Annotated in this window: 21 protein-coding genes, 1 tRNA gene and 1 pseudogene; 8 read left to right on the forward strand and 15 right to left on the reverse strand. The window is 65.0% G+C overall.

Translation table 11 applies throughout. The features are described from left to right. Positions 1–145: 145 nt before the first annotated feature. The 12 genes and pseudogenes from nuoH to RMO01_RS16310 form a co-directional block, all read right to left on the reverse strand. Positions 146–1,213 (reverse strand): NADH-quinone oxidoreductase subunit NuoH, encoded by a 1,068-nt coding sequence (gene nuoH, locus RMO01_RS16255; RefSeq protein ID WP_309630112.1) that lies wholly within the window; start codon positions 1,211–1,213, stop codon positions 146–148. A 4-nt stretch (positions 1,214–1,217) separates the two neighbouring features. Then, positions 1,218–3,257 carry an NADH-quinone oxidoreductase subunit NuoG gene (gene nuoG / locus RMO01_RS16260; protein WP_309630113.1) on the reverse strand — a complete coding sequence of 680 codons (2,040 nt, stop codon included), beginning with the start codon at positions 3,255–3,257 and terminating at the stop codon, positions 1,218–1,220. Beyond that, complete coding sequence (locus RMO01_RS16265) at positions 3,257–3,475, reverse strand: hypothetical protein (protein ID WP_309630114.1); 219 nt, start codon at positions 3,473–3,475, stop codon at positions 3,257–3,259. Before RMO01_RS16265 ends, nuoG begins: the two co-directional genes overlap by 1 nt. 6 nt (positions 3,476–3,481) lie before the next feature. Next, positions 3,482–4,793: pseudogene (gene nuoF, locus RMO01_RS16270) on the reverse strand (NADH-quinone oxidoreductase subunit NuoF). Between the two features lie 2 nt (positions 4,794–4,795). Then, the gene (locus RMO01_RS16275) at positions 4,796–5,002 is read right to left on the reverse strand and encodes a hypothetical protein (protein WP_309630115.1); all 207 of its coding nucleotides are present in this window, start codon (positions 5,000–5,002) and stop codon (positions 4,796–4,798) included. 208 nt (positions 5,003–5,210) lie between these two features. Beyond that, complete coding sequence (gene nuoE / locus RMO01_RS16280; RefSeq protein ID WP_309630116.1) at positions 5,211–5,873, reverse strand: NADH-quinone oxidoreductase subunit NuoE; 663 nt, start codon at positions 5,871–5,873, stop codon at positions 5,211–5,213. Continuing rightward, positions 5,873–6,061: a hypothetical protein gene (locus RMO01_RS16285; RefSeq protein ID WP_309630117.1), complete on the reverse strand. Its 189-nt coding sequence runs from the start codon at positions 6,059–6,061 to the stop codon at positions 5,873–5,875. The genes nuoE and RMO01_RS16285 overlap by 1 nt, the downstream gene beginning before the upstream one ends. Next, entirely contained in the window at positions 6,058–6,405 is a 348-nt protein-coding gene (locus tag RMO01_RS16290) for a hypothetical protein (protein WP_309630118.1), read from the reverse strand. Before RMO01_RS16290 ends, RMO01_RS16285 begins: the two co-directional genes overlap by 4 nt. Further along, positions 6,405–7,583 carry an NADH-quinone oxidoreductase subunit D gene (locus RMO01_RS16295; protein WP_309630186.1) on the reverse strand — a complete coding sequence of 393 codons (1,179 nt, stop codon included), beginning with the start codon at positions 7,581–7,583 and terminating at the stop codon, positions 6,405–6,407. Before RMO01_RS16295 ends, RMO01_RS16290 begins: the two co-directional genes overlap by 1 nt. A 116-nt stretch (positions 7,584–7,699) precedes the next feature. Next, the gene (locus tag RMO01_RS16300; protein WP_309630119.1) at positions 7,700–8,398 is read right to left on the reverse strand and encodes an NADH-quinone oxidoreductase subunit C; all 699 of its coding nucleotides are present in this window, start codon (positions 8,396–8,398) and stop codon (positions 7,700–7,702) included. Further along, the gene (locus RMO01_RS16305; protein WP_309630120.1) at positions 8,395–9,015 is read right to left on the reverse strand and encodes an NADH-quinone oxidoreductase subunit B family protein; all 621 of its coding nucleotides are present in this window, start codon (positions 9,013–9,015) and stop codon (positions 8,395–8,397) included. The genes RMO01_RS16300 and RMO01_RS16305 overlap by 4 nt, the downstream gene beginning before the upstream one ends. Further along, on the reverse strand, positions 8,985–9,362 hold the full coding sequence (locus RMO01_RS16310) for an NADH-quinone oxidoreductase subunit A (protein ID WP_309630121.1): 378 nt from the start codon (positions 9,360–9,362) through the stop codon (positions 8,985–8,987). Before RMO01_RS16310 ends, RMO01_RS16305 begins: the two co-directional genes overlap by 31 nt. A 257-nt stretch (positions 9,363–9,619) precedes the next feature. Here RMO01_RS16310 and RMO01_RS16315 point away from each other — a divergent pair. The 4 genes from RMO01_RS16315 to RMO01_RS16330 all read left to right on the forward strand — a co-directional run bounded on the left by RMO01_RS16315 (position 9,620) and on the right by RMO01_RS16330 (position 11,955). Further along, positions 9,620–9,696, forward strand: a tRNA-Asp gene (locus RMO01_RS16315). A gap of 287 nt (positions 9,697–9,983) precedes the next feature. Continuing rightward, entirely contained in the window at positions 9,984–10,814 is an 831-nt protein-coding gene (locus tag RMO01_RS16320; protein WP_309630122.1) for a hypothetical protein, read from the forward strand. Then, entirely contained in the window at positions 10,811–11,377 is a 567-nt protein-coding gene (locus tag RMO01_RS16325) for a hypothetical protein (protein WP_309630123.1), read from the forward strand. Before RMO01_RS16320 ends, RMO01_RS16325 begins: the two co-directional genes overlap by 4 nt. A gap of 59 nt (positions 11,378–11,436) precedes the next feature. Further along, positions 11,437–11,955: a hypothetical protein gene (locus RMO01_RS16330; protein ID WP_309630124.1), complete on the forward strand. Its 519-nt coding sequence runs from the start codon at positions 11,437–11,439 to the stop codon at positions 11,953–11,955. A gap of 31 nt (positions 11,956–11,986) precedes the next feature. Here RMO01_RS16330 and RMO01_RS16335 read toward each other — a convergent pair whose 3' ends face one another. The 3 genes from RMO01_RS16335 to RMO01_RS16345 all read right to left on the reverse strand — a co-directional run bounded on the left by RMO01_RS16335 (position 11,987) and on the right by RMO01_RS16345 (position 14,431). Further along, a complete protein-coding gene (locus RMO01_RS16335; protein WP_309630125.1) occupies positions 11,987–13,237 on the reverse strand; it encodes a glycosyltransferase in 1,251 nt (416 codons plus the stop codon). A 112-nt stretch (positions 13,238–13,349) separates the two neighbouring features. Continuing rightward, positions 13,350–13,505 carry a hypothetical protein gene (locus RMO01_RS16340; RefSeq protein WP_309630126.1) on the reverse strand — a complete coding sequence of 52 codons (156 nt, stop codon included), beginning with the start codon at positions 13,503–13,505 and terminating at the stop codon, positions 13,350–13,352. 29 nt (positions 13,506–13,534) lie between these two features. Next, positions 13,535–14,431, reverse strand: a complete 897-nt coding sequence (locus RMO01_RS16345) for an SPFH domain-containing protein (RefSeq protein WP_309630127.1) — start codon at positions 14,429–14,431, stop codon at positions 13,535–13,537. 197 nt (positions 14,432–14,628) lie between these two features. Between RMO01_RS16345 and RMO01_RS16350 the strand changes: the two genes are divergently transcribed. From RMO01_RS16350 to RMO01_RS16365, 4 genes are all read left to right on the forward strand, one after another. After that, entirely contained in the window at positions 14,629–17,829 is a 3,201-nt protein-coding gene (locus RMO01_RS16350) for an autotransporter domain-containing protein (RefSeq protein ID WP_309630128.1), read from the forward strand. A 344-nt stretch (positions 17,830–18,173) separates the two neighbouring features. Further along, a complete protein-coding gene (locus RMO01_RS16355) occupies positions 18,174–19,697 on the forward strand; it encodes an integrase arm-type DNA-binding domain-containing protein (RefSeq protein ID WP_309630129.1) in 1,524 nt (507 codons plus the stop codon). Positions 19,698–20,160: 463 nt separating this feature from the next. Further along, entirely contained in the window at positions 20,161–21,042 is an 882-nt protein-coding gene (locus RMO01_RS16360; RefSeq protein ID WP_309630130.1) for a hypothetical protein, read from the forward strand. After that, complete coding sequence (locus RMO01_RS16365) at positions 21,035–21,958, forward strand: nucleotidyl transferase AbiEii/AbiGii toxin family protein (protein ID WP_309630131.1); 924 nt, start codon at positions 21,035–21,037, stop codon at positions 21,956–21,958. The genes RMO01_RS16360 and RMO01_RS16365 overlap by 8 nt, the downstream gene beginning before the upstream one ends. Positions 21,959–22,064 lie beyond the last annotated feature (106 nt).

Genomic DNA, 22,064 nt, shown 5'->3' on the forward strand with positions numbered 1-22,064 from the left:
TTCATCTCGCCACCCTCGCCCGCGCATTTCCGCTGCGCAGCCTTGAGATCATCGTAAGTGGCCACGCCGCTGCTGCGCCCATTGCCGACGCTGCTGGCGCAGGCGCTCAGGGCCAAAAATGCGGCCATAAGGATCGCGGTCCGCATCATGCGCCGAACCCCGTGTAGACCTGCCAGCCCGCCACCAAGGCCACGGCCACCAGCGAGGTGGGCAGGAACACCTTCCATCCCAGGCGCATCAGCTGGTCGTAGCGGTAGCGGGGCACGATGGCGCGGACCATGGCGTTCATGAAGAACACGAAGAAGGTCTTCACCGCGAAGAAGAACAGACCATGCAGGCTGGCCAGCCAAGCCGGCCAGGTGGCCAGATAGTCGGCGGGCCAGGGCGCGTTCCAGCCGCCCAGGAACAGCACCGCCATCAGCCCGCTCATCAGCACGATGTTCGAGGTCTCGGCCAGGTAGAACAGCATGTAGGGAGTCGAGCCGTATTCCACGGCGTAGCCCGCCACCAGTTCCGATTCCGCCTCGGGCAAGTCGAAGGGCGGCCGGTTGGTTTCCGCCAGCCCCGAGATGAAGAAGATCACCCCCATCGGGAACATGATCAGGATCAGCGGCAGGTCGGCCAGACCGCCGCCGAACATGTACCAGTTCCAAAAGCCCCCGGCCTGGGCCTCGGTGATCTGGTTCAGGTTCATGGTGCCGGCCAGCAGGATCACAGTGATGATCACGAAGCCGATCGAGACCTCGTAGCTGACCATCTGCGCGGCGGACCGCAGCGCCCCCAGGAACGGATACTTCGAGTTCGATGCCCAGCCGCCCATGATGATCCCGTAGACGCCCATGGACGACACGGCGAACAGATAGAGGATGCCCACGTTGATGTCAGACACCGCCCAGCCGGGCGCGATCGGCATCACCGCCCAGGCGCCGAGCGCCAGCGTCACGCTGATCAGGGGCGCGAGCAGGAAGATCGGTTTGTCAGCGCCGGCCGGAATAATCAGCTCCTTCACCAGGAACTTGCCCAGGTCGGCGAAGGATTGCAGCAGGCCGAACGGCCCCACCACATTAGGCCCCTTGCGCGCCTGGACTCCGGCAAAGATCTTGCGGTCGCCGTAGATCACGAAGGCGATGGTCAGCAGCAGAATGACCGTGATCAACAGGATGTGACCAACGGTGATCAGGGTCCAGCCGACGGGAGTGGTCCAGAAATCCATCCCCCTACTCCGCCGCCATCTTCGCCGCGCCGGAAGCCAGTGCGGCGCATTCGGCCATGGTCACGCTGGCACGGGCGATGGGGTTGGACAGGTAGAAACTTTTCAGGCCGCTCATCAGCGGCGCATCAGACAAGGGTCCTTTGGCGCCCAGCACGCCCAGGTCCACAGCCGCCGGCGCATCCGGCACATAGTCGATGCGGCCGAAGGTCGGGTGGTCGACGAACAGTTTCGTCCGCAGTTGATCAAGGGTGTCGTAGGGCAGCGTGGCGCCCAGGCGTTCGCTCAACGCCCGCAGGATCGCCCAGTCTTCCTTGGCCTCGCCCTTGGGGAACACAGCGCGGACACCCAGCTGCACCCGGCCCTCGGTATTCACATAGATGCCGTTCTTCTCGGTGTAGGCGGCGCCGGGCAAGATCACGTCGGCGCGGTGCGCACCCGCGTCGCCGTGGGTGCCAAGGTAGACCACGAAGGCGTCGGACTGCGAGACATCGATCTCGTCGGCGCCCAGTAGCACCAGGACATCCGCCCCGCCCCTGGACGCCAGTTGGGCCGCCGTCCGGCCGGCCTCGCCCGGCACGAAGCCCAGGTCCAGGCCACCGACCCGGCTGGCCGCCGTATGCAGCACGTTCCACGTCATGTTGAAGGTCTTGGCGACACCGGCGGCGGCTTGCAGCACGGCGGCCCCGTCAGCACGGCCCAATGCGCCCGCGCCCACGATGATCGCCGGCGCCTTGGCGGCCTTCAGGGCCTTGAGGAATTCACCCCTGGATTTGGCCAGCGCGCCCAGCGCCGCCGGACCGGCGCCCAGAAGTTCGTAGTCATAGGTGAGATCGCAGGCCTCTCCGATCACGCCGACCTTCAGCGCGCCAGCCATCCAGCGCTTGCGCAGGCGCGCGTTCAGCACCGGCGCTTCAAGGCGTGGATTGGTCCCGACCAGTAGTATTACATCAGCGTCTTCAAGGCCTTGTATGGATGAGTTCAACAACCAGCTTTCCCGCTGACCGCCGCCCAGCGCCATCCCGTCCTGACGACAATCCAGGCTGGTGACGCCCATACCACCGAACAGGTCTAAGGCGGCCTTCATGGATTCGGCGTCCTGCAGGTCGCCGGCGATCACGCCAATCCGGTCAGGGCTGGCGGCCTTTAGCCTCGCTGCCACCGCATCCAGCGCTTCGACCCAACTGGCGGGCTTGAGCTTGCCGCCGACGCGCAGGTAGGGCTGATCCAGCCTTTGCCGCGCCAGGCCATCGACCGCATAGCGTGTCTTGTCGGAGATCCACTCTTCGTTGATCGCCTCATTGGTGCGCGGCAGCACCCGCAACACGGCGGCTCCACGCGCATCCACCCGGATCGCGCAGCCCAGCGCGTCCATCACGTCGATGCTCTCGGTCTTCTTCAGTTCCCAGGGCCGGGCGTTGAATGCATAGGGCTTCGACGTCAGCGCGCCCACCGGGCACAGATCAATGATATTGGCCGACAGTTCCGACATCACGGCCTTGTCCAGATAGGTCGTGATTTCAACGTCTTCGCCGCGACTTATCAGGCCGATGTCCGGCACGCCGGCCACTTCGGTAATGAAGCGGACGCAGCGGGTGCACTGGATGCATCGCGTCATGACCGTCTTGATCAACGGCCCCATGTATTTCTCTTCGACCGCGCGCTTGTTGTCGGCGTAACGGCTGTCGTCCCGGCCATAGCCCATGGCCTGGTCCTGCAGATCGCACTCGCCGCCCTGGTCGCAGATCGGGCAGTCCAGCGGGTGGTTGATCAGCAGGAATTCCATCACCCCGTGGCGCGCCTTGCGCACCATCGGCGTGTCGGTGAAAATCTCCTGGCCCTCGGCGGCAGGCAGCGCGCATGACGCCTGCGGCTTCGGCGGCCCGGGCTTCACCTCGACCAGGCACATGCGGCAGTTGCCCGCGATGCTGAGGCGCTCATGGTAGCAGAAGCGCGGAATTTCTTTCCCCGCGAGTTCAGCCACTTGCAGCACGTTCATGCCGGCTTCGAACTCAACCTCGACCCCGTCGACCTTGGCGATAGGCATTATTCGCGAACTCCGGGGGGCGTGTTCTGGAGCTCCAGCCGCCGCTCAATTCGGTCAAACCTGTCGTCGAAACGATCTAGGCGACGCTGCACGACCGTCATGTTCTGCTCCATGGACGACATGCGCACCTTCATGTCCCGCATGTCTTCCACAAGCCGATCGACCTTTTGATCGATCTGCCGCAGGTAGCGCAGGACAAGGCTTTCGGGCTCGCTCATCCGCCCTTACTCCGCCGCGATCGCAGCGCCGGCATAGCTGCCCTTGCGCGCTCGGTACTGAGTGATGCGGTCTTCGACCTCGGGGCGGAAGTGGCGGAACAGGCCCTGGATCGGCCAGGCAGCCGCGTCGCCCAGCCCGCAGATCGTGTGCCCTTCGACCTGGGACGCCACGTCGAGCAGCAGGTCGATCTCGGACATCTCGGCCTCGCCGGTGACCATCCGCTCCATCACCCGCCACATCCAGCCAGTGCCCTCGCGGCACGGCGTGCACTGGCCGCAGCTCTCGTGCTTGTAAATAGCTGGCCCGCGCGATGGCCTTTACCAGGTCCGCGTCCTTGTCGAAGACGATCATGGTGCCGGTGCCCAGCCCCGAACCCCGCGCCTGCAGGTCCTCATATGTCATCAGCGCGACCTCGGCCTCCTCAGCCGGGATCATCCGCACCGAGATGCCGCCGGGGATCACGGCCTTGAGGTTGCTCCAGCCGCCGCGCACGCCGCCGAAATGGTCCTCGATCAGTTGCTTGACGCTGATGCCGACCGCGTCTTCGACCACGCAGGGTTTGTTCAGGTGGCCGGAGCCGGCAAACAGCTTGGTGCCCGTGGACTTCTCAGTCCCAAAGCCCGCGAACCAGTCGCCTCCGCGCCGCAGGATCGTGCCCACCACCGCGATGGTCTCGACGTTGTTCACCGTGGTCGGGCAGCCATAGATGCCGGCGCCCGCCGGGAACGGCGGCTTCAGGCGCGGCTGGCCCTTCTTGCCCTCGAAGCTTTCCATCAGCGCGGTCTCGTCGCCGCAGATGTAGGCGCCGCCGCCATGCTGCAGGCCGACGTCCACATCGTAGCCTAGGACGCTGCCCTTGCCGATCAGCTTGGCGTCATAGGCCTGCTTGATCGCGGCGGTGAGGCGCTCGCGCTCATGCACATATTCGCCGCGGATATAGATGTAGGCCTGGTGCGACCGCATGGCCTTGCAGGCGATGACGCAGCCTTCGATCAGCAGGTGCGGGTCATTGCGCAGGATGTCGCGGTCCTTGCAGGCGCCGGGCTCGCTCTCGTCGGCGTTGACCAGCAGATAGTGCGGCCGCTCGCTCAGGACCTTGGGCATGAAGGTCCACTTCAGGCCGGTCGCAAAGCCCGCCCCGCCGCGCCCGCGCAGGCCCGACGCCTTCATCTGGTCGCAGATCCACTCCGGGGTCTGGGCCACGATGTCCGCCGTGCCGTTCCACGCGCCGCGCGCCTTCGCGCCCTCAAGGCCCCAGTCACGCTGGCCATAGAGGTTCAGAAAGATGCGATCCTTGTCGGCCAGGATACCCGCCACGCCTAAACTCCCTTCCGGCGAAAGCCGGCGATAAACCAGATCTGCGTCCCAAAGCCCACCAGCAGCGCGCCCACAAACACGAACAACGCCCCGTCCAGCGCGTACTGGAAGTGGATGGCGACGGCCGCCAGCGCGATCACCACGCTGACGATGTTGATCACCGCCATGATGGTCATACGCTTTTTCTGGGCAAGGAGTTCGGGCGTCATACGCCCTTCCTTTCCCGCAAAGCGGGAGAGGGGGACCGCGCCCCGCAGAGGGCGTGGTGGAGAGGGAAGGCCCCATCTACCAACTTGTTTTCAGTCAGTCCCAAGCGCCGCGTTTGAAGCCTGCCCTCTCCACCCCCCGCTCTTCGGCGGGCGGTCCCCCTCTCCCACTGCGTGGGAAAGGAAAGGCGCGAGGTATCGATCACCGCCCTCATGCCCCCACCGTCGTCGGGAGATTCGGCACCGTGACCGGCTGACCCAGCGAGCCGTCGAACAGCGCCACGTCCGTCAAGGTCGTGGGCCCGCCCTCCGGCGCCGAGCCCTGACGGCCGATGGCCGAGCCGGGCCTAGGTTTCTTGCCCGCAGCAAAATCATCCAGCAGCGCCTCGAAACTCTCCGGCGTCAGGTCCTCGTAGTAATAGTCATTGATCGCCGCCATCGGAGCATTCGCACACGCCCCCAGGCACTCAACTTCCTGCCAATAGAACTTGCCGTCGGCGGAGCGATGGTTCTGCGGCCCGAGCTTCCTTTTGCAGACCGCCATCAAGGCCTCGGACCCGCGCGTCTGGCAGGGCGTCGTGCCGCACACCTGCACGAGCGCCACCTCGCCCACCGGCTCCAGCATGAACATGGTGTAGAAGGTCGCCACCTCCAGCACCCGGATCACCGGCATGCCCAGCAGCTCGGCGACCGCGCGGATGGCGGGCTCGGAGATCCAGCCTTCCTGCTTCTGGACCAGCCACAGCATAGGGATCACGGCCGAGCGCGCGCGATCCGCCGGATATTTGGCGATCCACCACTCCACCTTCTTCATCGTCTCCTTCGAGAAGGCGAACGAGGCGGGCTGTTCCTTGGCGAGGCGGCGAACCGACATCAGACGTCCATTTCCGAGGCGACGACGCCGTCGCCGATCATCTTCTTGCGCAGGGTAAGAATGCGATGCTGACCCTGCCGGGCCAGCAGCACGTTGTGCTGCCAGGTCTCGCCGCCGCTGTCGGTCACCGAGTAGGACACCACGGCCCAGCCTTGGCGGACGAGGTCGCTGAGAGGGGTGTTGCTCATGAGAAGGCCTTCTTCTGAAGGGCTTCGACCCGCTTGCGGGCGCGGCGGACGGACGGGAGCAGGAAGCTGGCGGCAAAGCCGATGACCGACAATCCGAGGAGGATCGGGAACCACCAGGCAGCATCCCGAAGGTCCGGAAGGAAACCGCCCACGGTGATCATCACCAGCAGCGGCGCGAGCGGGCCGACGACGAGCAGCTCATCCAGCATCCGGCCCTTGCGACCGCCAGGATGCATGGCATTCCGGGGATCGTTCATGTTGGCGACGAAGATCACGCCGCCGAACATCAGCAAGCCGATGACGATGACCGTCCCCAGGGTGATGTCGGCGAACAGCTCGGTCACTAGCGATCAACCTCGCCGAAGACGATGTCGAGCGAGCCCAGGATGGCGGAGACGTCGGCCAGCATGTGGCCGCGGTTCATCCAGTCCATCGCCTGCAGGTGACGGAAGCCGGGGGCCGAGATCTTCACGCGGTAGGGTTTGTTGGTCCCGTCGGACACCAGATAGATGCCGAACTCGCCCTTGGGCGCCTCAACGGCGGCATAGACCTCGCCGGCCGGGGTGCGGAAGCCTTCCGTGTAGAGCTTGAAGTGATGGATCAGGGCTTCCATCGACCGCTTCATCTCGCCCCGCTTCGGCGGGACGATCTTGTTGTCCTCGACCATGACCGGATCGCCCGGGCAGTTCCGGAGCTTGTGGATGCACTGTTCCATGATGTGCACCGACTGCTTCATCTCCTCGATGCGCACGAGGTAGCGGTCCCAGCAGTCACCGTTCTTGCCGACGACGATGTCGAACTCCAACTCGGCGTAGCATTCGTAGGGCTGCGACTTGCGCAGGTCCCAGGCGACGTCGGAACCGCGCAGCATGACGCCGGTGAAGCCCCACTGCAGGGCCTGTTCCTTCGACACGATGCCGATGTCGACGTTGCGCTGCTTGTAGATGCGGTTCTCGGTGACGAGATTCTCGATGTCCTGCAGGGCCTTCGGGAACTCGGCGCACCAGCGGCCGATGTCATCGATGAGGGCCATCGGCAGGTCCTGGTGGACGCCGCCGGGCCGGAAATAGTTGGCGTGAAGCCTCGCGCCGCAGGCCCGCTCATAGAAGACCATGAGCTTTTCGCGCTCCTCGAAGCCCCACAGCGGGGGCGTGAGGGCGCCGACGTCCAGGGCCTGGGTCGTCACGTTCAGCAGGTGCGACAGAATACGGCCGATTTCCGAGTACAGGACCCGGATCAGCTGGGCGCGGTACGGGACCTCGATCTCGAGCAGGCGTTCGATGGCCAGGCAGAAGGCGTGCTCCTGGTTCATCGGCGCGACGTAGTCTAGCCGGTCCAGATAGGGCACGTTCTGGAGGTAGGTGCGGGCCTCCATCAGCTTTTCGGTGCCGCGATGGAGCAGGCCGATGTGCGGATCGACGCGCTCGACGACCTCGCCGTCCAGCTCCAGCACCAGACGCAGCACCCCGTGCGCGGCCGGGTGTTGCGGACCGAAGTTGATGGTGAACTTGCGGTCGTCCATCTCGCGCGCATGCGCGGTCCGGCCGTCATCGAAAGCGATGTGGCCCAGGTCGTCGGTCACGACGTCGAGGTCGGCGCGGTCGGGGGTCGCGTTCGCAATGGGGTGTCCGTCAGCCATCAGGCCTTGCCTCCCGAAGGCGTTCCGGCCGAGCCGACGGCCTTCTCGTCGCCCGGCAGGACCGGGGCCGGATACTCGGCGCCTTCCCAGGGAGAGAGGAAGTCGAAGTTGCGGTATTCCTGCGTCAGCTTGACGGGTTCATAGACCACCCGCTTCTGCTCCTCGTCGTAGCGGACCTCGACATAGCCGGTCATCGGGAAATCCTTGCGCAGCGGATGTCCCTGGAAGCCGTAGTCCGTCAGGAGCCGACGCAGGTCCGGATGGTTCGAGAACATCACGCCGTACATGTCGAACGCCTCGCGCTCGAACCAGCCGGCCGACGGATAGACCTCGATCACGCTGGGGACGGGCTGGGCCTCGTCGGTCGTGACCTTCACCCGGATGCGCGCGTTCCGCGTCAGCGAGATCAGGTGATAGACCACATCGAACCGCTCGGCCCGATCCGGATAGTCCACGCCGCAGACGTCCAGCAGCTGCTGGAAGCCGAAGCGGTCGCGCAGCGCGGTCAGGACCTCGACGATCCGGTCGCGGTGACAGGCGATCGTCAGCTCACCATAGGCCAGGGTCGCATCGACCTGCAGCTCGGCGACCATCTCCTGGCCCAGGGGCGTCAGCGCCTGGGTGTTGCGCGCCACAGAGGCCAGATGGCCGTGGGCGAACGGCGCGTTGTCGTAACCCGTCACGGTCTGATCGGTCATCGCTCGATCGTCCCCGTCCGACGGATCTTCTTCTGCAGCTGCAGCAGGCCGTAAACCAGAGCTTCCGCCGTCGGCGGGCAACCCGGAACGTAAGCATCAACAGGTACAATGCGGTCGCAGCCACGGACGACACTGTAACTATAGTGATAATATCCGCCGCCGTTGGCGCACGAACCCATCGACAACACGTATCGCGGGTCCGGCATCTGGTCGTACACTTTACGGAGCGCCGGGGCCATCTTGTTGGTCAGGGTGCCGGCGACGATCATCAGGTCCGACTGACGCGGGCTGGCGCGCGGGGCCATGCCGAAGCGCTCCAGATCATAGCGGGGCATCGAGGCCTGGATCATCTCCACGGCGCAGCAGGCCAGACCGAAGGTCATCCACATCAGCGACCCCGTGCGGGCCCAGTTGATGACGTCGTCCAGCGACGCGGTCAGGAAGCCCTGCTCGGCGATCTCGGTGTTGACCGCCTCGAAGAACTTGTCGTGCAGTTTGGGGTCATAGCCCTGGACCGTCGAACGCGCGCCCTGACCGAAGGCGGTCGGCAGCGGCGAAGAGGGGGCGATCAGGCCGGTGGGGGAAACTACTGCCATTCCAGCGCGCCCTTCTTCCATTCGTAGATGAAGCCGACGGTCAGGACGCCCAGGAAGGCCATCATCGACCAGAAGGCGAAGATCATGCCGCCCCGGGTCAGGTCGAAGATCGACACGGCCCAGGGGAACAGGAAGGCCACTTCCAGGTCGAAGATGATGAACAGGATCGACACGAGATAGAACCGCACGTCGAACTTCATCCGTGCGTCGTCGAAGGCGTTGAAGCCGCACTCATAGGCCGAGAGCTTCTCGGAGTCGGGGTTCGACGGCGCCATCGCCCAGGAGGCGACCATGAAGCCGACCCCGATGATCGTGGCGATGCCGATGAAGATCACGATCGGCAGATACTGAAGAAGAAATGCGTTCATTGGACAGGTCCACGCCGCGAGGGAGGGCGGCGGATTCGGCGCTTTCTAGACCCAACCCGGCGACGGTTCAAACCCAAGCGGCGAAAGGATTTTTCTTGCGAACGGTTCGCACAAACCGCGCCTTGGGAAGCCTCTGTTCTGCGACGGGAGGCGCGCGCAGAAAACTGTCGCAATGGCCCGAAAGGTCGCTTGACACCGGACCGACCCCCCGCCTAAACGACGCCCCTCGCCGCGACGGAAACGCCGCAGCGAGAAACGCGGGTGTAGCTCAGTTGGTTAGAGTGCCGGCCTGTCACGCCGGAGGTCGCGGGTTCGAGTCCCGTCACTCGCGCCACTTTCTGTGATTGCAGAAAGTGGCGCGCGCCCCGCCTTCAGAGATATCATCAGACACGGGGATCGTCCGCAACGCCTTCCCCGAGACAGGTGCAAATTCCCGGACATCCGCCATTCGGAGCTCGTGGACGGCGCGAAGGCGCGTCAAATGGCGAGCAACTGCCAGGCGAACGGGAGGATCTGACCCGAAGATAGGTTCCTATCGATTGGTGCGCTACAAACTCCGCCCACCCGCCTACGTTGGTGGAGGTGGCGGACTCGCTCACACGGTGCGATGATCCTATCTCAGTGCTCGACCAGATTCGTTCCTTGAAGGCAGACTCTTTGCTTACCGATTGGAAGCCCACTCAGGACACGCACGCCATTAGCCAGGCTTCGCTGTCGATCCTGTTCAAGGACGATTTGGGCGACGTTGCGCTTAGAAGGCTCCAGCATTCAGTGTTGGCGATAGCTGGTGAACTCGGTCTCGTCGATGTCTCAAATCTCGACTCTGTGCTTCCTCCGGAGCTGCTGGCTCTCGGACTAAACCCCGGCCCATCCCGCGGGGTCGCAGTCGTGCGACGCAATGAAGATGGCAGCGTGGCCGAGCGCTTCGAGGTCACTCGCGATGGCGCGACGTTTTACGACTATGCCTACATTCGCTGGGCTCCGTTCCGCGACAGAGCGCTGGCGCTCCTTCAACCTGCCTATCGGACGCTCGCGGAAAACACGACGCTCGTCCACGCCGCAAATGAATACACCGACGTGTTCCTCGGTAAAGATGGCGTCGAAAGACCTGACGTTCGCGAAGTCGTAGATCAGCATTCCCCTTTGATTGCCGCGGCAGCCTTCCGAGCGACGGATGATTGGCACTGCAATTCAGGCTGGTATGAGGATCGCGAGCCTCCGCTGAAGAGGGTAGTAAACGTCAACATCGACGTTGCGACCCGAGGGGATCCAGGCGTGAGAACTCTCCGGATGCTAACTCGCTGCGTAGAGCGTCCCCTCGAGCCAGAGGCCGAGGCCCCCGATTGGTCAGTGATCGCATCCTCATTCGAGGCGTCTCACCAAACTCTCAAAAAGACCTTGGCGCTGGCCCTGACACCAGCCGCGACGCAGGCCATCTCGCTAAACCCATGAACAAGGTAACAAATCCGGAACCGAACGAGGGCGGCTCTGACGCTCAGGCCAAAGCGCTCGCTAAGATTGTCAAAGCGCTCGTGCGCTCGCGCGTGGATACGGCTTCTTTCGACGTCGCGACCGGTGGCACTCACTACTGGCACACACACTTATGCGTGCCCGCGATTTATGCCCCGCACGTTGCGGACCAACCGAACGCTAGTGTCCGAGCGCTCCAACGCCTACGAACATTTCAAGGCTGGGGATCGAACTGGGATGCAGAAGGTGCTCCCGCTCCTAGTTCTGACGCGCTGAATTTGGCCTCGATCATACTGGGGCATTTGAACACCTACCCCTTGGTGCCGACAGCCATGCTGGATGCCAAGGGACAGCCGCTCTTGTTGCTTAAATACGAGGGCGGTGAAGGCGAGATATCTGTGGTGGGACCAGAGTCACTAGAGTTCGTCTTGGATTTGCCCGGCGACGAACCCGAGGCCGAAGTTGACTTGGAAATGCCGGGCACAACGTTGCCCCCGCACCTTCAGGAGACCCTCCGCAAGGTCTTCTCAAAGGCCGGCGCTTGAGCGGCCTAGGCTGTCGAACGGCGTGGCTCGACGCAAGTCACAACGAAAAAGCCGCCGCGTTGGACGGTGCCTATCCGGACTGCTTCTGTGAAGCTTGGTCGCTCGTCGGCGATGATTTCGGTGAAGTAGGAAATGGAGAACTTCTAGCCCGTGTGCTGACTAGTCCCGGCCACTACGCGAACGACGAGATTCTCACCCAAAAACTCACTGCGGCTACAGCCAGTGGCGTATCCCTAATCCGTCAAGGCGCTTCGGATGGAGAAATCCTTCTAACGATAGATACGCTCTTGGCCATGGCCGCAGAACCACAGACGCTGATCGGTGCCGCCATCTTCCCCGTGGACCTCGTCCGAGCGCTCGATGGCGGTGCAAGGTGGTATGGCATCTACCATACCCCCGACGGTGAGAAGGCGCATCACGCCGACATTCTAGCCACTACGGTAGTGGGGAGTGGATCTTTCCGTAAGAAGGAAGACCGAGCGCGAAGGGCCAAGCTGCGTGATGCAATGATGCCCACGATTGTGTTTTCCCAGCTGCCAAACAATCTCTTGGGCGAGTTGCGGCGCCACGGCATCTAGTGAACACGGTCAAAGTGGTCCGGCGTCACCCTCAGTGAACCGCCAGCTCTTCCCCCGGCTGCACGAACTCCGGCCGTCCGCTGACCTCGGCGTAGGTCATGCACAGACCTTCGAACACGCGGTTCCAGGCGAAGGTCTCGACCGTATGCACCCGCGCCGCCGCGCCGATGGCTTCGACGTCGCGGGCGAAAAGGGCCTCGATGGCCTCGGCGTAGTCTGAGGGGTCCGCGCTGCGGGCCAGCTGGCCCACGCTGTCGTTGACGGTCTCGGCCACGCCGCCGGCGTTGACGCCGACGACCGGGCGGCCGCAGGCCATGGCCTCCAGAACGATCAGGCCGAACGGCTCCTTGTCGTTGGCGTGGACGAAGGCGTCGCAGCTGGCGATGATCCGGGCCACGGCCTTCGGGTCGCGCTCGTACGGCAGGGCGATGACGCGATCCTCGGCGGGCATCCCCTGCCCGGCCCCGACCAGGACCAGATGATAGGGTGCGCCCAGCTTCTGGACCGCCTCGATCAGGACATCGATGTTCTTCTCGCGCGCCGGACGACCGGCGAAACACAGCAGGCGGGCGCTGGCGGGCAGGCCCAGCTTCTTCAGCAGCCACTCGCGATCCCGGCGATCGGGACGGAAGGTGTCGATCTCCACGCCCAGGGGACGGATCACGATGTCGCGGATGCCGGCCTCTTCCAGACGCCGCGCGATGAAGCGGCTGGGCGAGATGACGCGGTCGAACTGGCCGAACAGCCGGGCCCAGCGTTTCTCGACCGGCTTCTTGGCCCATTCGCCGAAGTGGAGCGCGGCGAGACCCGCCGGATCGGAGTGGCAGAAGCCGACGACGGGACAGCCGGCCCTCTGGCCCGCCTCCAGCGCGCCCTGCCCGGGCGTATAGGGGTCGCCCGCCTCGATCAGTGCGGGCTTCATCGAGGCGACCCACGCGCCCCACCGTCTGACCGAGCTCGGCCAGCGATAGCCGTCGCCGAACGGCAATTTCGTTGCATGTAGCTGAATAATGCCGTCGCGCCCGGCCTTGTGCTGGGCGCCCGGCACGACAAGAGAGTGGGCGACGCCGGGCCGGTTCGCCTCCAGCCAGGCCTTCTTGGACAGGAGGTAGCGCTTCACCCCGCCCGAACGGGGCGCATACAGCATCGTCGTGTCGACCATGCGCGGGCGCGGATCCTGGGTTGAAGCCTTCAGAACCCTGAGCGTCTCGGCGACCTCTTCGTCCCAGCCGGGAATGAGCCGCAACTCACCTTCGGAAACGTCGAGATCCGTCATGCTCATGGGGTCGTGCTCCGGGGACTGCTGCGGCTGAACGCGCGTCCGGGACTTTGGGATGCGTGCGGACGATTTGGGTCGTGCCATTCTGCGCCCGTAGACCTGCCGACGGTGAAGCTCAAGCCTGATCGTCTGTATCGCCCGGCGGCGGAAGGGTGATCCCCCGCCGGGTCAGGGACTCGCGCAGAAGAATCTCCAGCTGGGCGTTGACGGAGCGCAGTTCCGCCGCCGCAAGCCGTTCGACCGCTGCCATCACGCCCGCAGAGGCGCGCATCAGAAAGGGTTTGCGGACCCTGGCCACGCCTAGCCGTAGAGGGTGCCGGTGTTGACCACGGGCTGGGCCTCGCGGTCGGCGCACAACACGACCAGCAGGTTGGAGACCATGGCCGCCTTGCGATCCTCATCCAGTTGCACGACTTCGCGCTCCCCCAGGTCCTTGAGCGCGCTCTCGACCATGCCGACGGCGCCGCGCACGATCAGGCGCCGGGCTGACAGGATGGCCTCGGCCTGCTGGCGACGCAGCATGGCCCCGGCGATCTCGGGCGCATAGGCCAGGTGGGCCAGACGCGCCTCGTCGATGGCGACGCCCGCCACCCGAACCCGGTTGGCCAGTTCGTCCCGCAGCCGTCCAGCCACGTCTTCGGCGTCGGCGCGCAGGGTCAGCTCCTGTTCGACGCCGTCCTGTTCCTCACCGTGGTCATAGGCATAGTGGGAGGCGATATCGCGCAGACCCGTGTCGATCTGGATGTTCACGAAGGCCTGATAGTCGTCGACGTCGAACAGGGCCTGGGCCGAATCCTCGACGCGCCAGACCACATTCGCGGCGATTTCGACGGGGCTGCCGCGCTTGTCGTTCACCTTCAGCTTGTCCGAGGTGACGTTCCGGGCCCGGAGAGAAATCTTCTTCCTCGTGTACCAAGGCAAGACCCAGCGCAGGCCGGTCGTCCGGTCCGTGCCGCGATAGGAGCCGAACAGCATGATGGCCGCGCCCTCGTTCGGCTGCAGCGCGTAGAGGCCGCACAGCAGGAACAGGCCGATAGCGGCGAGAAGGATGCCTCCGATGACATAAAGCGCCGTGTCCGGAGCCTGCGCCACGCCCACGGGACCCAGAATGATCAAGCCCATCCCGACCAACAACATGAGAATGCCGTTGGTCGTCGATGCGGGCCGTTCCTGCGAGATCGTGCGTTGGTCAGTCATCTTCCCCTCCGTTTCGATATAAAAGTGATATCACTTATCAGCCCGCAACGCAACGCTTTCAGTGACCTCCGGTCGCCCGACACATCGCTTTCGGCCTTGCATTCGCCTCAAATTCGCGAAACTTGAGACAGGTCGCGACGCCCCTGTTAGAAGGCGCCCGGCGCCCGTGCGCGTGTCCACTTGGGGTGAATTTCCGAATGCGTAGACTGCTTGCGACCGCGGTGGCGCTTGCCCCTCTGATGACGGCCGCAGGAGCGCATGCCGAGGTCGTGATTTCGACCGCCCGGACGACACCCATTGTCACCTCCCTCGCCACCGGTACGGCGCGCGACGACATCCGCATCGGCACCGGCGGTTCCATCGCCGTGAACACCGGCGCTGCGATCACGGTCGATTCGAACAACAACATCGATCTGGACAGCGGCACCAACATCACCATGGCCAATTCGGCCGATGGATCGACCGCGATCCTTGTCGGCCCGGGCTCCACGGCCGCGAACATCATCATCGGCGGGACCATCACGGTCACCGACAACATCGACACCTACCCGGACACTGACAACGACGGCGACCTGGACGGTCCGATCGCCGCTGGAGCCAACCGCTACGGCCTGCGTCTTACCGGCGCCACGCCGTTGACCGGCAATATTCTGGTGGAGAGCTCCGGCGCCGTTGTGGTCGAAGGCGCGAACTCTCGCGCCATATCGATCGAGCGCGGCCTGACCGGCAACGTCACCTCCTACGGGTCGCTGCGCGCCCTCGGCGACAACGCCATCGGCTATTCCCAGACCGGCAACGTGTCCGGCGCGGTCAATCTGGGTGGTCCCGTCTCCGCCCAGGGCCTCGGCGCCAGCGCCGTCAATATCCAGGGCGACGTCGGCGGTCGCCTGACCCTTCAGGGCGACATGTCGGCTACCGGCTATCGCTATACGCAACGGGCCAACGACACAGCCCTGGCGCTGCTCGACGCAGATGACCTGCTTCAGGGCGGCTCCGCCGTCGTCATAGGCGGCAATGTCGCCGGTGGCGTGATTCTGGACGTTCGTCCGGCCGACCTGGTCACGGACAGTGCGACAAACCCCGCCTCGACCGACGAAGACGGCGATGGAACCGCCGACGCGTCCGAAGGCAGTCTGATCATCAACAGCTTCGGCGGCGGACCGGCGGTTTCGGTCGGGTCGGCCACGCGTGGCATCACCCTCGGCGTGGCGGGCACGGGAACCAACGCCTACGGCTTCATCAATCGGGGCACGGTCAACGCCGACGGCGTCTACGACAACATCGCGTCCACCGGGCTGCGCTTCGGCGTCGCCGGAGGCCAGACGGTCGCCATCGCGGGCGGAATCAGAAACGAAGGTTCGGTCGCCGCCCTGGGCCGTGGAGCGGGCGCCACCGCCGTCTCCATCAACGCCGGCGTTTCCACGCCCCGCTTCGACAACGTCAGTGTCATCACCGCCGGGGTTTCTTCGACCGCCGCCAACTCTCCGACCCGCGCCATCGACATCGCAGCGGGCGCAAACCTTCCGACGATCTTCAACAATGGCTCGATCCTCGCCACCTCCGGAGGGGGCGTTTCGGCCGTCACAGCCATTCGCGACCTGTCGGGCACCGTCACCTCGATTCAGAACGCCGGATCCATCCAGGCCACCCTTGTCGCCGACGGGGACAACAATCCCATCACGGGCTCGACTACGGCCATCGACGTATCGGCCAACACCTCCGGCGTGACCCTGCGGCAGTATGGCGAAACCTCTACCGCCACGACCGAGGATCCGGACACCGACGGTGATGGCGTCACCAATTCGAACGAGCCGGTCCTGATCGGTGACATTCGTTTCGGCTCGGGCAATGATGTGGCCAGCTTCGAGAACGGCGTGGTTGCGGGAGCCATCTCCTTCGGGGCCGGCGCCGACCGGCTCAACGTTTCCGGCGGCGCTCTCGTCCAGGGCGCAATCACCGACTCCGACGGCCGTCTGGACATCAACGTGACCAACGGGACCCTGGATGCGCGCCAGTTGACCCGCACCACGGTCACCAGCCTGAATGTGGGCGCGGCAGGCGATCTGATCGTCACTGTCGATCCCGCGACCACTACCAACGCGGGCTTCCGCGTCAACGGTGCGGCGAACCTGGCCAGCGGAGCCGGCCTCGGCGTGCGGTTCAACTCCCTGCTGACCGGACCTCAGCGCTTCACCGTCATCGACGCCAATACCCTGACCATCGGCGCGATCGACCAGACGGCGGTGCAGGCGAACTCGCCGTATCTCTACGTCGTCAACGCGGGGTCCGATGTGGCCGCCGGAGATGTCTATATCGACGCCCGCCGGCGCACGGCGACCGAGGCGAACCTGATCGCCGTCGAAGGCCAGATCTTCGATTCCTTCTATGGCGCCCTGAGCTCCAGCACGGCGCTCCGTGACGCCTTCCTGTCGCAGACGGGCCGTGAAGGCTTCATCGACCTCTACGAGCAGCTACTGCCGGACCACTCGGGCGGTCCACTGCTCTCGCTGGCCTCGGGCGTGGACGCCGTCACCCGCGCCCTGACCGGCCGCAATGCCACGGTCGAGCCGGGCGAGACCAGCGCCTGGCTGCAGGAGATCAATTTCTACGCCGACAAGGACAAGACCGACACCTACGGCTTCCGCTCGGAAGGCTTCGGCGTCGCGGGCGGGATCGAGCGCGGAACGGGCCTCGGCGCCGTCGGCGTCTCCCTGGCCTTCACCTCGTCCGATATCGAGGATCCCGAGGCCGAGGCCGAGGAAATCCTGTCGGCCAACCTGGTCGAGCTGGGCCTCTACTGGCGAGCACAGGGCCAGGCCTGGAGCACCTGGGCGCGCGCGGCGGGCGGCTACGCCAGCTTCGATTCGACGCGCCAGCTGGTCACCCAGAACATCAACCTCATCAACACCTCCAGCTGGAACGGCTTCACGCTGTCGCTGGGCGGCGGCGCCTCTTACGAGCGCAATTTCGGCCGCCTGAGCATCCGGCCCGAAGTCTTTGCCGAGTATTTCTCGCTGAGCGAGGACGCCCACGTCGAGGAAGGGCTGGAAGACGGCTTCAACCTCGAGATCGAGGACCGCGACGGCCATCTGTTCACCGGCGTCGCCGCCGTGAACATCGGCTACGGCTTCGGCGAGAACGGCTGGATCCGCCCCGAGGTTCGCCTCGGCTGGCGTCAGAACTTCTCGGTCGATCCGGGCGAGACGATCGCCCGCTTCGCCTCGGGCGGCTCGGCGTTCACCCTGACGCCGGACTCGATCGAAGGCGGCGGCCCGATCGCGGGCTTCCACCTCAGCGTAGGCAACGACCTGGGCAAGATCTCGATCAGCGCCGATGCCGAAATGATCGAGGACTACGTCCGTTACACCCTGCTGCTTCGGGCCAGCTTCCGGTTCTGATCAGGTTGACCAGGTTGGTCGTAAACCTTGGTCGACTTGGTCGTGAATCCTGGTCGGTTTGACGATGCAAAGACAAAGGCCGCCGGAGCGATCCGGCGGCCTTTTCTGTGACCGGTGGTAGGCGGCGACGGGTTCGAACCGCCGACCCTCTCGGTGTAAATGGCCCCAGATGCAGTTTTTCTGCTTTTCTCTGCGTTTCAAAGTCGCAGTAAGTTGTTGTTTTTCATAGCATCGGCTGTTTCACCCCTTTGCACGGGTTTGCAGCGAATCTTGCACCAACTGCCCCCCTATTGCCCCCCTAAATGATAGGCTGGCGGCGTCTGATTTGCTCAGGACGTCGCCCGATGCCCAGTCACGTCATCACCACGGATCGTCAGCTCGCGAGTCTCAAGCCGCTCGACCGCCGGTACGAGCGTCGCGTCTCCGGCGCGCGGGGGCTGAGTGTCAGGGTCTGGCCGTCGGGTCTGACCCAGTTCGAGGTCCGGTTCGCCGTGCGCGGCGGACCCCGGCGACGCACTGTCCTGGGCGACTATCCGGCGGTCTCTCTCGCCGATGCGCGGGAGATGGCGACGGCGCTCAGGCTGGACATCATAAAGGGCATAGACCCCGTCGCCGAGCGCGCCGCCGCTCTCGTCCCGGCCCCGCCGCAGGAGACGCTGGACGAGGTCGCAGAGATGTACTGGGCGGCGGCGGACCTCGGCCTGCACGGCGGCCGGAGGCGGCCCAAACGTCCCAGGACGATCGCCAACGAACGACACCTCTGGAAGCGGCATATCTCGACCTCCCTCGGCGCGATGGCGCCGCGCGATCTGAAGCGGGCCGAGGTCAAGGCCTTCATGCGCTCGCTTGTGACCGAGCGGCGCCTCTCGGCCGCCAGCGCCGCCTCCATCGGCGGGCTCCTTCACAGCGTCATGGCCTATTGCGTCCAGGAAGAGATGCTCGACGCCAATCCCGTGGTCGGCCTGGCGCGCCCGCTGGCCCTGGTCTCGCGCGACCGCTTGCTCGACGAAGCTGGTCTCAAGCTCGTCTGGGAGATCGCGCTGGACGGGGCCCACCCCCGACCGCCGGGCTACCTCAACGTCGGCCTGGCGGCCCGGCCGGAGCCCGTGATGGCGCTCGCCATCCAGTTCCTCATGCTCACCCTGACCCGCCGCAATGAGGTGGCCGGCGCACGGAAGTCGGAGTTCGACCTGGACGCCGGGCTCTGGGTCATTCCGGCCGAACGCGCCAAGGCGAACCACCAGCACGTCGTTCCGCTGAGCCCCCAGGCTCTGGCGGTGCTCGCCGAGGCTTTCGGGCTCGATCCCGCCAGTCCCTTTGTCTTCCCCTCCCCGCGCGTCGCGGATCAGTGCATCGACGAACAGGCGATCACGCGGACGTTTTCGCGCATCTTCGAGCGCCGGAAACTGCCGCTTCGCTCCCCGCACGATGTGCGCCGGACCGGGGCGACGACCCTGACCGGGCGCTATGGCGTGACCCGCTTCATCGTCGGCCTGGTCCTGGGGCACACGCCCAGGGACGGCGCGGCGGTCACGGCCGTCTATGACCGCTACACCTATGTCGCGGAGAAGCGGGACGCCCTGGTGAAGTGGGCGGGGCATCTGACCGGCGTGCAGCTCGAAGCGCGCGCGCCCGAGCCCGAACCCACCACCCTGGCCGCCGAGGACCTGGAGAAGGCGAAGCGCCGGGCCCTCGGCCTCTGCGCCGAGGGGCGGACCCAGCAGGCGGTGATGACCATGTGCATGGCCGCCAGCCGGGTCGGCGCGGTCTCGCCGGCCCACATGGATCTGCTGGCCAATGTGGGTCTGGAGCTCGCGGGCAAGAACGACTGGTCGGACCTGGAGACGTGGATTCACGGGTTCGGCTGACGGAGCGGTGAGGACCAGGGGAATGGGGATGTCAGGCGCCGAGACGCTCCCGACCACTACGAGATGTCAGGCCTCACGCCGCCCCCCAAGCGTCACATGGGCCGCCATCTGCCGTCCCAACGCAGGGCAAAGCCCCTGCTTTGGCAAACGCCGGCCAGTTGCCCTGTTTTCCGCGCCTCGGATGCGAGACGGACAAGGGGGCGACGGGTCGGGGGGACAGGCGCCGTTCTTGGCAGCGACGGATCGGCTGGCCGAACATCGGACCGAGCATCTGCCGCGTGCGAGGGCGGGGACCAGTATGACGGACTTCTGTCCTGTTATAGCAGGAGGGGCCTATGTCCTTAGGACATAGGCCCCTCCTGCTTAGTCGTCAAATCCACCTTGAACGGATAGGGAACACACATTCGAGATTGACCTACAGCTCGTATGGCCTTATGTCCTCAGGACATAAGGCCATACGAGCATGATGATATCTTTCACCGACGCTGTCGAAGCCGCCCTCTTGGCGGACGATCAACCGGCTGTCACCGACTATGATCTTTATGCGCGTGCGCGCGCAATCCGGGCGGCGGGCGAGTGGGATGGGCGAGCCATCAAACGGAACCCGACGGAGTGGGATGTCTCGCGGCTGCGCAGCTTGCTGCGCCGCCTCACCGACAAGAGCGCCATCGCGCAGGATATGGACTTCAACTCGGGCGTCTGGCGGATCGTTCAGTCGACGCGGGCGGGATCGGCCGAAGAGATCGCCTGCATCGCCGACCCGTTCTGCTACGTCTCCCATCTCTCAGCGATGCAGCGCTACGGACTGACCGACCGCAGCCCCGAAGCGCTCCACCTCACGCGTCCCGCCCGGGCGTTGTGGAATGCGATGCGGGACGAGAAAATGGGCCTGGAAGGCGCGGACGAGGAGGCGAAGGCCCTGTTCCTCCGGTTCGGCATCGGCGAGACCCTGAGACGGCGACCGGTCGTCACGCACGAGACGCGCCATCCCGCAACGCCGGTCGCGGTGCGTGGCGAGCGGACGCGGATCAGCAGTATCGGGCGGACCTTTATCGATATGCTGACCCACCCGGACCTGTGCGGCGGCATGCGGCACGCGCTCGATGTCTGGGACCGATCGGCCGGCCAGTTCATCGACGAAATCATACCCGCCGTCGAGGCCACCTCGTCGAAGATCGACAAGGTCCGCGCCGGCTACATCCTGGAAGAACGACTGCAGATTGACGATCCGCGCATCCAGGCCTGGAGAGCTTTCGCCCAGCGCGGCGGATCGCGAAAGCTGGATCCCGAGGCCCCCTACGCTCCGACTTTCTCGGAAACCTGGATGATCTCCCTCAATGTCTGACGTTAAGCCGGTCGCCGGCTCGGCCGTCGATTTCGTCGATGTCGACATCCGCGCCTGGGTCGAGGAGGCCCGCGCCAACCCGGCCGCCTATCGTGATCGGCAGGTCACAGAGATTGTCCTGACCGCGATCGGCATGGCCCCTCGTCTCAGTGACGCCCTGGTCCTGAAGGGCGGCACCCTGATGGGACTTGCATTCGACAGTCTTCGCCTGACAGGGGATGTGGACTTTTCCGCCGACGCCGATCCGGAAGGGTTCGAGGATATCTTCTCGAATGACCTGAACGCCCTGCTCTCCCCAACGGCGCTCAAGCTCGGGTATCTGGACCTTGTGTGCCGTGTGCAGTCGGTCCGAAAAATGCCGCGGCCAGAGAATTTTGCCGAGCACGACTTCCCCGCCCTCGGGATCAAGATCGCATCCGCGGTCCGCGGTACGGCAGAACAGGGGCGGCTTGACGCGGGGCTGGCGTCCCGCGTTCTGGACGTCGAGATCAGCTTCAAGGACAAGGTCTACGCCTCTCAGGATCTCAGGCTCACTGGCGCCGGGGTGGCGGTGCGAGCCTTCACCCTGCACGAGCTCGTCGCCGAAAAGCTTCGCGCGCTCCTGCAGCAGCCCATCCGCAAGCGATACCGTCGACAGGATGTGTTCGACATCGCCTTCCTGATCGAACACCACGACCTCCAGAGCGCGGACCTGGAGACGATCCATCGCACGCTCCTGGAAAAATGCGCGTCGCGCAGCATCTATCCCGACGCGACGTCCCTGGACGATCCTGAGGTTGTCCGGCGAGCAGAGGCGGACTGGGACACCCTGAAGCTCGAAATCTCCGACCTTCCCGCGTTTGAAAACCGGTTCACGCTGGTCCGCAGTCTCTATGCCGCACTGCCTTGGGCGGTGGCGAACGAAGCGGCCCCCTAGATCGACGCCCAATGCATCTCGACCGCCTACGACGCCTGAACGTTCGTAAGCCGTTCCAGCACGGCGGAAGGCGGCGACTGAAATGCGGGCCGAACGCCCATGTGGT

Origin of the sequence: Brevundimonas sp., assembly GCF_031412435.1 — a bacterium.
Lineage (GTDB): Bacteria > Pseudomonadota > Alphaproteobacteria > Caulobacterales > Caulobacteraceae > Brevundimonas.